Genomic DNA, 11,586 nt, shown 5'->3' with positions numbered 1-11,586 from the left:
AACAATCTATTCCCTGACGATGGCGCGCGAAAAATATTGATACATCTGAAATTTTACCGTTTAGGTGAGGTTTTCGGTGCTAACCGCTATCTTAGTCCCACTCCATCTTCCCGTCGTTTCTGTCTGTTTCGATAGCATCCGGGTCGCGTTCCGCCGCTGAGCCGTGTCCGCCGCCACCCGGTGTCAGCACGGTGACCGTCGTCCCGTCCGTCACGTCGCGGGTCGTCTTCGCCGGAACGCTCTCGCCGTCGATTTCGTTCTCTCCACGCAGACCGTCCGCGCCGCCAGCGATTCCGCGAGGCGCGACTCGCCGTCGTTCGGTGAGAAGCGAGACGGTTGCGTCGGTTTCGACGGTGACGGAGCGAACGATGCCGAGGCCGCCACGGAACCGTCCGCGCCCGCCGCTGTTCTCGCGGAGGGCGTACTCCTCGACGAACAGCGGGTATTCGGCTTCGAGCGATTCGACCGGCGTGTTTAGCGTGTTCGTCATTCCGACCTGCACGCCGTCCATCCCGTCTTTCGTCGGGCGGCCGCCGAACCCGCCCGCGATGGTTTCGTAGTAGGTAAAGCCGTCGTCGCCGCCGTCACGGCTCCCGATGGTGAGGTTGTTCATGGTCCCCTGTCCGCCCGCTGGCACGCGGTTCGGGACCGCGTGGGCCAGCGCGGCGAACACGACGTCCGTGACTCGTTGACTGGTTTCGACGTTGCCGCCCACGACCGCCGCGGGCGGGCGCGGATTCAGGAGGGACCCGTCGGGAACCGAGACGGAAATCGGGTCGTAACAGCCGCCGTTCGGCGGTATCTCGGGGTCGGTCACGCACCGAATCACGAAGTAGACGGCGCTCTTTGCGACCGCGAGCGGCGCGTTGACGTTCCCCGCCACCTGCGGTGCGGTTCCCGCGAAATCCACCGAAATCCCCTCGTCGCGTATCGTCACGGCGACCTCGATGGGAATATCCTCGTCCGTCACGCCGTCCCCCTCCAGCACGTCGCGGGCGCCGTAGGTTCCGTTCGGCAATTCGGAAAGTTCGGCGAGCAGACGGTCGCGCGAGTACGAAATCACCGCGTCGAAGGCCGCGACGACGCGGTTTCGTCCGTGCTCGCTCACGAGGTCCCGGAGTCGGTCCTCCGCCCGGTCGTTCGCCGCGATTTGCGCGCGGATGTCCGCCCGGCGCTCACCGGGATTCCTGACGTTGGCGAGGAGGAGGCTCATCACGTCCTCGTTCACCTCGCCGCCTTTCACGAGACGGACCGGCGGCAGTCGAATCCCCTCCTGATAGATTTCGCGCGCCCCGGCGGGCATGCTTCCGGGCGTCATCCCGCCCACGTCAGCGTGGTGCGCGCGGGAGACGGCGTAGCCGAGGACCTCCCCGTCGACCGTGACCGGCGACACCATGGTCACGTCCGGCAGGTGCGTCCCGCCTTCGAAGGGGTCGTTCAGGACGAACACGTCGCCGGGTTCCGGGTCGTAGTCGAGCACGGTAGTCACGGCCTCCGGCATCGCGCCGAGGTGGACCGGGATGTGTTCTGCCTGCGCGACGAGGCGGCCCTCGGCGTCGAAGAGCGCAGTCGAGCAGTCGCGTCGCTCCTTGATGTTCGGAGAGTACGACGAGGTGATGAGCACTTGGCCCATCTCCTCCGCGACGCCTTCGAACTGGTTGCGCATGATTTCGAGCGTTACCGCGTCGATGTACGTGTCCGAGTTCGAATCCTCGTGGCTCATTGTCCGTCCCTCCCGAGGACCAGCGTTCCGTCCGTGTTTACCGTCCCGCTCCACCCCGGCGGAACGACCACCGTGCTCTCGTTCTGTTCGAGGATGCACGGTCCGCTGACGGAATCCGACTCGCCGAGGCCGGTCCGGTCGAAGACGGGTGTCTCGTGGAATCCGTCGTCGAAGAACGCCTCGCGGCGTCCCTTCTTGGTCTCACCCTCCGTCCGATACGTGACCGACGGCGACTCGCGGCCGACGACCGCCGTCGCTCTGAGATTCACGAGTTCGATTGGGTCGTCCATGACGTACCCGTAGGCGTTTTCGTGCGCGTTCCGGAACCGCTCGGCGACGGTCTCGGCGTCGAACGCCTCGTCCACCGGAACCGTGAGTTCGAAGCTCTGTCCCACGAACCGCAGGTCAGCGGCCCGCCGAACGTCCGCCGCGTCCGCGTCCGCCACGTCCGACAGCACGCCGTCCGTGAGGTCGTCGTAGGCCGATTCCACGTCGTCGAGCGACGCGTCAGCGAGCGGGCTCCTGAGGGTCCGAACCGAATCGTGTTTCTCGTCGGCGGCGAGCAGGCCGTAGGCGGACAGCACGCCGCAGGCGTGCGGAACCACGAGCGTGTCCATGTCGAGGCTCTCGGCCACCGCGGCGGCGTGCATCGGTCCCGCCCCGCCGAAGGCGACGAGTCCGAACCCGCGCGGGTCGTGTCCTCGTTCGACCGTGACGGCGCGTATCGCCCGCGCCATGTTCGCGTTTGCAACTCGGAAGACGCCCCGAGCGGCCGCGAGGGCGTCGTCTAAACCGGCCTCGTCTGCCAATCTGGAGAGGGCGTCGTGAGCCGCTTCCACGTCGAGTTCGAGTTCGCCGCCGAGCGCCGAACTCCCGCCGATGTAGCCGAGGACGACGTTCGCGTCCGTCACCGTCGGTTTCGTCCCGCCGCGTCCGTAGCAGGCCGGACCGGGGTTCGCACCGGCCGAGCGCGGCCCGACGCGGAGGGCGTTTCCGGCGTCCACCCACGCGATGGAGCCGCCGCCCGCGCCGACGGTGTTCACGTCCACCATCGGCGTCTTGATGGGTCGGCCGTTGATTTCGGCGTCCGTCGTCCGTTCGACCTCGCCGTCCCGGACGAGGCTCACGTCGCTCGACGTGCCGCCCATGTCGAAGGTGACGAGGCCGTCAACGTCGCCCCCTCCCGCGGTTTCGGCCGCCCCGACGACGCCCGCCGCCGGGCCGGACATCGTGGTCGTGACCGCGTGCTCGCGGACCGTCTTCGCCGACGCGATGCCGCCGTTGGCCTGCATGATTCGCGGTTCGGGGACGCCGCGTTCTCCGGCGCGCTCCTCCAAGCGGCCGATGTAGGCGTCGATGGCGGGCGTCACGTAGGCATCGACGACCGTCGTGGAGGTGCGCTCGTACTCGCGGAACTCCGCGAGTACCTCGTGGGAAACCGATACCGGTATGTCCAGTTCCTCGCGCAGGACGTCGGCGACTCGCCGCTCGTTTTCGGGATGTTGGTAGGCGTGGAGCAGACTGACCGCGACGCTTTCGGCATCGCAGTCGCGGATTCGTTCGGCCACCTCCCGTACCTCGTCCTCGTCGGGTTCGGTCAGCACGCCGTCCACCGTCGTCCGCTCCGCGACTTCGAACCGTCTTCGTCGCGGGACGAGCGGCGCGGGTTTGTCCACGGTCACGTCGTAGAGGTCGGGACGGGCCTGCCGCCCGATTTCGAGCACGTCGCGGAAGCCCTGCGTCGTCACGAGCGCCGTCTTCGCGCCGTCCTCTTCGAGGAGGGCGTTCACGGAGACGGTCATCGCGTGGGTGAACGCGTCCACGTCCGTCGGGTCGATGTCCGCCTCCGCGCAGGCTTTCTCGATACCCTGCACGACGCCGACGCTCTGGTCGTCCGTGCTGGGGACCTTTGCCGTCACGAGTTCGTCGTCCGGCAGGAGGAGAACGACGTCCGTGAACGTGCCGCCGACGTCCACGCCGACGCGCGTCGTCCCTGCCATTCAGAACACCCCCAGATTTTGTCCGACGGTGTAGAGCGCGCGGACGCCGAGCCAGACGACGATGAGGGTGACGCCGATTCCGAGAACGTTCTGCGTCGTGTCGTTGACGTGCTCCCCGAGGATGTTCCTGTCGTTCATGATGTAGATGAGGAAGAGGGCGACGATAGGCAACAGGATTCCGTTTGCCACCTGCGCGAAGACGATGGCCTGCACCGGTTGGTAGCCCGACGCGGAGAACACCACGCCGATGAAGAGGATGCTTCCCCACACCGCGCGGAATCCCGGGGATTTGAGGTCCGTATCCCAGCCGAGCGCTCCCGCCGTGGCGTACGCTCCCGCGAGCGGCGCGGTGGTCGCGCTGGTGAACCCGGCCGCGAAGAGGCCGATGCTGAACAACACCGTCGCGTAGGGTCCGGCGAGCGGTTCTATCTGGTCGGCCATCCGACTCACGTTGTCGATTTCCGTTCCGACGGGGAACGCCGCCGCCGCGGTGACGAGAATGGAGATGGTGATGAGGCCGCCGATGACGATGGAGAGAATCGTGTCGGCGCGGGACTCCGGCAACTCGTCCGGTCCCGCCCATCGCTCCTGGACGCTTCCGGCGTGCAGGAACAGGTTGTACCCGACGACGGTCGTTCCGATGAGTCCCGTGATGAGGAACGTCGAACCTTCGGGGACGCTCGGGACGAATCCCATCGCGAGCGCGCCGAGGTCGGGACCGATGACGATGGCGTCGATGAGGAACGATATCGCCATGATGCCGACGAGCGCGACGAGGGCTTTCTCGATGAGTTTGTACCGACCCGTCCAGAGGAGCGCGGCCGCACAGAGGCCCATGACCGGCCCCCAGATGTGTGCGCTGATGCCGGTGATGCCTTCCAACCCGGCGGCCCCGCCGAGGATGTTTCCCGTCTCGTAGGCGGCCGTCCCGATGCCGATGGCGCTCACCACGAGCGCGATGCTGACAACAGACAGCGCCCGACTGTCGAACTGTCCCCGCAGCGCTTCGCCGAGTCCGTGACGGGAGACGACGCCGAGGCGGGCGCTCATCTCCTGCAGGACGATGGTTGCGATTATCGAGAAGACGATGGTCCAGACGAGCGCGTAGCCGAACTCCGCGCCCGTCACGCTGGCGGTCGTGACCGTTCCCGGACCGATGAACGCCGCCGCGACCATCGCGCCGGGACCGATGGATCGTAGTCGTTCTATAATTTTCATGGCTGTTGTCGTGCTATGGTGTCTCAACCCACAGATGGGGCTTAAAACCCGGCTAAGAACGGTGTGCATCGAGGTCTCACGACGTATGAAAACGTATGAACGAGTAGGACCGATTCATCCCTCGGAGCGAACTTCGGTCATGAGCACTTTCGAGACGCCCTCCTCCAGTTCGAGTTCGAACGACAGTTTGGCGGCGCTCCGCTCGACGAACCGCGTCATGAACCACTTGACCGATTCGGTGGGAAACACGACGTGATACGTATCGCCGTGCGTTTCGCGGACCGTCAGAAAGCCGCAGAACGAGAGCCAGTCGAGCAGTTCGCCGAGCGTTTCGAACCGATGCTCGTACTCGCGGGCGTGGTATCTCGACACTTGGTCGGCCAGTTCGAGGAAGTCCGGGTCGGGCGTGCCGGTTTCGTCTTCGACGTAATCGAGGAAGCAGTGGAGAAAATCCACGTCGAGCAGGACGTGTTCCCCGCTCGAAAGCATCTGGTGGTACGCTTCGAGGTTCGGCCCCGCTTCCGCCGTCGCGGCGTCGTAGTTCGCGGCGTAGAAGACGAGCGCCTCCCTGACGAGTTCGCTCTGGGGCTTTTCGGCCTGTCCCACGAGCTCGTCCAAGGCGACTTGCGCCTCGTCGTCGAGCGACACCGTTATGCGGTTCGTCATGACGGGTCCTACTGAACGAGCACATTTATGGCTTTGTTCGACCCGTCTCGGCTCTTCCCGGCCACCGTTCTTCGAATATTTGGAAAATTTTTCCGCGACCGATTCCTGTCGGTCACCATCTTTATTCTGGATACCGATGTAATCCGTTCGGGGTTTCCATCAATGAGCACTGTCGATGCCACCGAGCGGGAACAGCTAACGAACACGATTCAGGACACGTGGCGACTTCTCATGGGCGTCGGCGTCGTGCTGACGCTCGTCGGCCTGCTGGCCATCGTGACGCCGTTTTTCACCGGTATCACGCTGTCCTTCCTGTTCGGCGTGTATCTCATCGTCGGCGCGGTCGCCCACCTCGTCCACGCGTTTTCGGGTCGGGGGTGGACGGGGTTCGTCTTCCAGTTGATTCTGGCGATTATCTTCGCGGCTGGGGGGCTCGCGTTCCTCTTCAACCCGCTCGTGGGGTTGACCGCGTTGACGATTTTGCTCATCGCGTTCTTCCTCGTCGAGGGGTTCATCGAACTGGCGATGGGGTTCCGTCTCCGTCCCGAACGCGGCTGGTTGTGGGTCGCCGTCAGCGGCGTCGCGTCGGTGCTGGTCGCCGTCCTCGTCTGGCTTTCGTTCCCGAGTTCCGCGGCGTGGGCGGTCGGACTCCTGTTCGGCATCGGCCTGTTCACGAGCGGCCTTTCGATGATAGCGACGGCCATGGGCGGGCGAGCGGCGGTGAAGGAGGCGACCACAACGTCGGGGACCGAAACCGGCGGCTAGCGGCTCAGCTCGGGATGTTCTCGGCCATGAATTCGCGGTCCTCCTGTTCGATGCCGAGCACGTAGAGCGCGCCGCCGAAGACCGCGAGTCCGACGAGTCCGCCGACGCCACCCTGCACGAGCGCGACGATTGTGGGCGACCCGATTCCCGTCACGTAGCCGGTGAGGACGGATTTCGTGCCGAGCATCGCAACCGCCGTCATCGCCCCCGCGAGGAGGGGTTTGACGTACTTTCGGGAGTAGGGAAACAGGCCGACGGTGTACCACACCTCGACGACGCGAAGGACGTTGATGGCGACGATGACCGTCGCGGTGGCGAGCGCGGCCCCGATGAGGCCGTACTCCCGGATGAACAGGTAGTTGAGGACGACGTTGCAGATGCCGAGTAGCCACTGGTTTGCGACGGTCAGGTAGTGGTGGTCGGTCATCATCAGCACGTACCCGGAGGGACCGACGCTCGCGTTGGCGAGTTGCGCCACGACGAACAGCAACAGGACGCCCACTCCCTGCTGGGCGAACGAATCGCTGAACACGACCAGCAACTCGCGGGCGTAGATGGCCGCCCCGATGGCCGGGAACAGCCCCAGCGTGAACGTCCACCGGGTCACGCGGCGGAACAGCGCCTCCAAATCGTCCATCTTATCGTCGTTGTATAGCCGGGACGCGATGGACGGGAACAACTGGTTGAACCCGCTCAGCGGCAGGAGGAGGATGCCACCGAGCACCGTGGCGATTTTGTAAATCCCGACGGCGTCCTTCGTGGTGATATAGGCGCTCGCCAGAAATCCCACCATCAGCAGGTCCACCTTGTTCGCGAGGACCTGTCCGGCGTGATTGAGTGTCAGTGGGAGCGAGAAGTCGTAGAACTCGACGAGTTCTGAACGCGACGCACCACGGAACGTCGGCGCGATGTCCGCCCGCGTCATCACCAACCACACGGCGAGACAGAAGGTGATGCACATGGCGACCACCGTCGCGGCGACCGTTCCGACCAGCGCGGCACCGAGGAGAAGCGCGATGCCGACGGAGACGACGCGGACGAACGGAATCAGGACGTTCCGAATGGCGACCTGATATTCGGGGATTTCGAGGCTCTTGAACACGCTTTCGAAACAACTCATCAGCGTGTTGAGCGGGAGCAAGAACGCGAACAGGCGAACGACGTCCGTGAAGTACGGACGATACGCCGGTTCCACGTATCCGGTCAGCCACGGGGCGAGGAGGTAGATGAGTATCCCGATGGCGACCCCCGCGACCAGCGACGTGAGATAGGATAACCCCAGCATGCGCTGGCGTTTCTCTGGGTCGTTCTCGTACATCGGGACGAACTTCATGATCGCCTGATTCGTCCCGAGGTTGGTGAACACCTGCGCGAAGGTCAGGATGACCAACCCGAGCGTGTAGGCACCGAACAGCACACCACCGAGTCCACGGACGAGGACCCAGTTCAGCAGGAAGCGGAGAGCGTTGTCGAGCCCTTTCCCCGCCATGAAGAAGGAGGCACCGCGGGAGACCGATTTGAGCGACGAGTCGGAGGATTGCTCTGCCATTCTGGTAGGGTATTGATATGCGACTCGCTCCGATTATCTCTTCCGCTTTCGTTGGTGTCCGTGCCGTTACGTGTCCGAAACGGTACCAAAGCCGGGGTCTTGCCCCCGGAGACCAACTCCGTCTCGTCCGTCCGCCAAACAAGTTGATGCTCCTCACCGACTTACCCTCGAACGGGGTGGGAACGAATGTCACACATCGAGGAACGCCGCGTCGGGGAGTCGCTCGCGTCCGAGGAGCACCGTCGTGCTCGTGTCGACCATCACGGCCACGAAACCATGTTCAGGCGCCGATTTTGGGTTTGTCTCGCTCTGTCGGTGCCGGTCCTCTACTTCAGTCCGTTCGTTCAGGAGTCGCTCGGCTACGCCGCGATTCGGTTTCCCGGCAGCGAGTTGGTAACGCCGGTGCTCGCCGTCGTCGTCTTCGCGTACGGCGGGCTTCCGTTCCTCTCCATGGCGCGGGTGGAGTTCGCAAACCGCGACCCCGCGATGATGATGCTCATCTCGCTCGCCATCACGGTCGCGTTCGTCTACAGCATCGCGGCGTTTCTGTTCCTCCCGGGGGCGACCGGTTTTTTCTGGGAACTCGTGACGCTCATCGACGTCATGTTGCTCGGCCACTGGTTGGAGATGCGGAGCGTCCGGCGGGCGTCCGGCGCGCTCGACGAACTGGCGCGACTACTGCCTGACACGGCCGAGCGCATCGCCGATGACGGTTCGACCGAGGAGGTTCCCGTCGCCGAACTCCGTGGCGGCGACCGGGTGCTCGTTCGGCCGGGCGCGAGCATCCCCGCGGACGGGGTGGTCGAACGCGGCGACTCGTCGGCTGACGAGTCGATGATCACCGGCGAGTCGCGCCCGGTGGAAAAGCGTCCCGGCGAGGAGGTCATCGCCGGAACCGTCAACAGTGGTGACGGAAGCCTCCGCGTCCGGGTAAACGCGACCGGCGAGGAGACGGCCCTCGCGGGCATCGTGCGACTCGTCGAGGACGCACAGGAGAGCAAATCCCGGACGCAACTGCTGGCCGACCGTGCGGCGGGGTGGCTCTTCTACGTCGCGCTCGCCGTCGCCGCCGTCACCGCGGTCGCGTGGGTTCTCGCCACCGGGTTCGGCCTCGATGTGGTCGAACGGGTCGTCACGGTGCTGGTCATCGCCTGCCCGCACGCCCTCGGGTTGGCGGTTCCGCTCGTCGTCGCCATCAACACCTCGATGGCCGCGAATGACGGCGTGCTCGTCCGCGACCGCATCGCCATGGAGGACGCCAGAAACGTCGATACGGTCGTCTTCGACAAGACGGGCACGCTGACGGAGGGCGAACAGGGCGTCGTCGCCGTCGAAACCGTCGATGGGTGGACCGAGGACCGTGCGGCGGCGGTCGCGGCGGCCGTCGAAGCCGACTCCGAACACGTCATCGCGCAGGCGATTCGACGCCGCGCACCCGAGCGTGACGTTCCGGCCGCGAGCGACTTCGAGAACATCAAAGGCCGCGGCGTCCGCGCCACCGTCGAGGACCGCGAAACGATGGTCGGCGGGCCGAATCTCCTTTCGTTGCTCGACATCTCCCGTCCCTCGACGCTGGCGGACTTCGAGCGGACCGCCGGGGAGAAGGGCCACACCGTCGTCTACCTCGTTTCCGACGGGCGCGTCGTCGCCGCGTTCGCGCTGGCCGACGTGGTTCGGGACGACAGCAAACGCGCCGTCGATGCGCTCCACGGGATGGGAATCGAAGTCGCCATGCTGACCGGCGACAGCGAGGCCGTCGCTCGCGCCGTTTCCGAGGAACTCGGCATCGACACCTACTTCGCCGAGGTGCTCCCCGACGAGAAGGACGAGCGGATAACCGAACTCCGAAACGAGGGCAAGCGCGTGGCGATGGTCGGCGACGGCGTGAACGACGCCCCAGCGCTGACGCGCGCCGACGTCGGCATCGCCATCGGGAGCGGCACCGACGTCGCCATCGAATCGGCCGATATCGTCCTCGTGGAGAACGACCCGCTCGACGTGGTGAAACTCGTCCGGCTCAGCCGCGCGAGCTACCGGAAGATGCAGGAAAACCTCGTGTGGGCGACGGGCTACAACGTCTTCGCGCTTCCGCTCGCGGCGGGCGTTCTCGCCCCGTTCGGAATCCTCCTCTCGCCCGCCATCGGTGCCGTGTTCATGTCCGCCAGCACGGTCATCGTCGCCGTCAACGCCCAGCGGTTGCGAAGGGCCGATTTGACGGTCTGACGCGGTTCGACTCGCCCGAGCACCCTATTGCCCGATTTGCCCGATTTGTCCGATTTGTCCGAGTCGCTTCGTCTCTACCCTTCACCATTTCGATTCGAAAAACCGGACAGATTGGTTGCCATCCGCTCGTTTAACCTGCCGCAGAACGATGGTCGAACAACCAGATGTCCTCTCGCTATCGCTCGCTGTCGCGGCAGTTCCGGGAGACGGTGCGCGGGCTTCGCGGCGACGGTCGCGGGTGGGTTCTCGTCGCCGTCGCCATCGGCTGGGCGTTCACGCTCGGAATGCGGTTCATCATCCCGACGTTGTTGCCCCAAATCGAATCGACGTTTCACATCTCCGACGCGCTCGCCGGACTCGCCATCACGACCCTCTGGATAGGATACGCCTTGATGCAGTTCCCCGCCGGGGTGTTGGTCAACCGACTCGGCGAGCGGACGCTGTTGACCGCGAGCCTCTGCCTGTCGGGCGTGAGCATGCTCGTCCTCGGCGTCGCGCCGATATTCGGCGTCTTCTTCGTCGGCAGCGCCGCCTACGGTCTCGGTTCCGGGCTGTACGGCCCGAGTCGGGGGACCGTCCTCTCCCGCACGTTCACGCGGAACGCCGGTGCCGCCTTCGGCGTCACGCTGGCCATCGGCAGCCTCGGCTCCGCGTTCCTCCCGAACGTCGCGGCGACGGTCGTCGCCGCCGTCGGCTGGCGGGCCATCCTCGCCGGGTTGGCCGTCCCGTTCTTCGTCATGGCGGCGTTGGCGTGGCGGGTCGTTCCCGAACGCCCGTCCGAGCGCTCCGACGCCGACGCGTCGAGCGCCGACGGGGATGCGAACGCGGACGCTGATGCCGTTTCCGACGGCGGCGAATCCGCGACGTTGCCGGATTTCCGCGAACTCCTCGGGACGCTCTCGGACCGGTCCATCCTGCTCGCGACCCTTTCGGTCGCCATCCTGCTGTTCGTTTATCAGGGAATCACGGCCTTCCTCCCGTCGTATCTCCAGACCAAGGGTCTCAGTCAGGGGACGGCCGCGCTGCTGTTCGGGTTCATGTTCGTCACGGGTGCCGCCTCCCAAATCGTCGCGGGCAGCGCCGCCGACCGACTGGGAATCAAACCCGTCCTCCTCGTCGTCACCGCCATCGGCGTCGTCGCGCCCATCGCGCTCACGCTCGTCTCGGGGACCTTCGCGCTCGTCGTCGTCGTCGGCATCCTCGGCACGCGAATGGCCGTCAACGCCGTCACGAACGCCTACATCGTCGGCGCGCTCCCAGACCACATCGAAGGCTCCGCGTGGGGGTTCATCCGAACCGGCTTCTTCCTCGTCGGTTCGCTCGGCTCCACGTTCGTAGGTTTTTTCGCCGACGCGAACCGCTTCGACCTCGCTTTCGTCATCCTCGGCGCGCTGTCGGCGGTGGCGCTCGGCCTGTACGCGCTGTTGCCGAGCGAGTGATTA

The 11,586-nt window shown here is 65.4% G+C and carries 8 protein-coding genes; 3 read left to right on the top strand and 5 right to left on the bottom strand.

The genetic code is table 11. The features are described from left to right. Positions 1-91: 91 nt before the first annotated feature. From B208_RS0119890 to B208_RS0119875, 4 genes are all read right to left on the bottom strand, one after another. Positions 92-1,723 carry a hydantoinase B/oxoprolinase family protein gene (locus B208_RS0119890; RefSeq protein ID WP_007980507.1) on the bottom strand — a complete coding sequence of 544 codons (1,632 nt, stop codon included), beginning with the start codon at positions 1,721-1,723 and terminating at the stop codon, positions 92-94. Continuing rightward, positions 1,720-3,723, bottom strand: a complete 2,004-nt coding sequence (locus B208_RS0119885) for a hydantoinase/oxoprolinase family protein (protein WP_007980508.1) — start codon at positions 3,721-3,723, stop codon at positions 1,720-1,722. Before B208_RS0119885 ends, B208_RS0119890 begins: the two co-directional genes overlap by 4 nt. Continuing rightward, on the bottom strand, positions 3,724-4,941 hold the full coding sequence (locus B208_RS0119880) for an Nramp family divalent metal transporter (protein ID WP_026177970.1): 1,218 nt from the start codon (positions 4,939-4,941) through the stop codon (positions 3,724-3,726). Between the two features lie 114 nt (positions 4,942-5,055). Then, entirely contained in the window at positions 5,056-5,607 is a 552-nt protein-coding gene (locus B208_RS0119875; protein WP_007980512.1) for a ribbon-helix-helix protein, CopG family, read from the bottom strand. A 162-nt stretch (positions 5,608-5,769) separates the two neighbouring features. On the opposite strand from B208_RS0119875, the gene B208_RS0119870 reads away from it, so the two are divergent. Beyond that, entirely contained in the window at positions 5,770-6,372 is a 603-nt protein-coding gene (locus B208_RS0119870; RefSeq protein WP_007980514.1) for an HdeD family acid-resistance protein, read from the top strand. 4 nt (positions 6,373-6,376) lie between these two features. Here the strand turns inward: B208_RS0119870 and B208_RS0119865 are convergent, their stop codons facing one another. Continuing rightward, positions 6,377-7,921, bottom strand: coding sequence for a flippase (locus tag B208_RS0119865; RefSeq protein ID WP_007980516.1), 1,545 nt, complete (start codon positions 7,919-7,921; stop codon positions 6,377-6,379). A gap of 186 nt (positions 7,922-8,107) precedes the next feature. Here B208_RS0119865 and B208_RS0119860 point away from each other — a divergent pair, with 186 nt between their 5' ends. Both B208_RS0119860 and B208_RS0119855 read left to right on the top strand, forming a co-directional pair. Then, a complete protein-coding gene (locus B208_RS0119860) occupies positions 8,108-10,144 on the top strand; it encodes a heavy metal translocating P-type ATPase (protein ID WP_018129082.1) in 2,037 nt (678 codons plus the stop codon). Positions 10,145-10,308: 164 nt separating this feature from the next. After that, positions 10,309-11,583: an MFS transporter gene (locus B208_RS0119855; RefSeq protein ID WP_007980520.1), complete on the top strand. Its 1,275-nt coding sequence runs from the start codon at positions 10,309-10,311 to the stop codon at positions 11,581-11,583. The last annotated feature ends 3 nt before the right edge of the window (positions 11,584-11,586 follow it).

The organism is Haladaptatus paucihalophilus DX253 (assembly GCF_000376445.1).
Classification (GTDB): Archaea; Halobacteriota; Halobacteria; order Halobacteriales; family Haladaptataceae; genus Haladaptatus; species Haladaptatus paucihalophilus.
This window is presented reverse-complemented; position numbering and strand designations above follow the sequence as displayed.

Excerpts from the sequence above, each read along its gene's own strand:
- B208_RS0119890 (WP_007980507.1), bottom strand. The coding sequence starts at position 1,723 with ATGAGCCACGAGGATTCGAACTCGGACACGTACATCGACGCGGTAACG.
- B208_RS0119885 (WP_007980508.1), bottom strand. The coding sequence starts at position 3,723 with ATGGCAGGGACGACGCGCGTCGGCGTGGACGTCGGCGGCACGTTCACG.
- B208_RS0119880 (WP_026177970.1), bottom strand. The coding sequence starts at position 4,941 with ATGAAAATTATAGAACGACTACGATCCATCGGTCCCGGCGCGATGGTC.
- B208_RS0119875 (WP_007980512.1), bottom strand. The coding sequence starts at position 5,607 with ATGACGAACCGCATAACGGTGTCGCTCGACGACGAGGCGCAAGTCGCC.
- B208_RS0119870 (WP_007980514.1), top strand. The coding sequence starts at position 5,770 with ATGAGCACTGTCGATGCCACCGAGCGGGAACAGCTAACGAACACGATT.
- B208_RS0119865 (WP_007980516.1), bottom strand. The coding sequence starts at position 7,921 with ATGGCAGAGCAATCCTCCGACTCGTCGCTCAAATCGGTCTCCCGCGGT.
- B208_RS0119860 (WP_018129082.1), top strand. The coding sequence starts at position 8,108 with ATGTCACACATCGAGGAACGCCGCGTCGGGGAGTCGCTCGCGTCCGAG.
- B208_RS0119855 (WP_007980520.1), top strand. The coding sequence starts at position 10,309 with ATGTCCTCTCGCTATCGCTCGCTGTCGCGGCAGTTCCGGGAGACGGTG.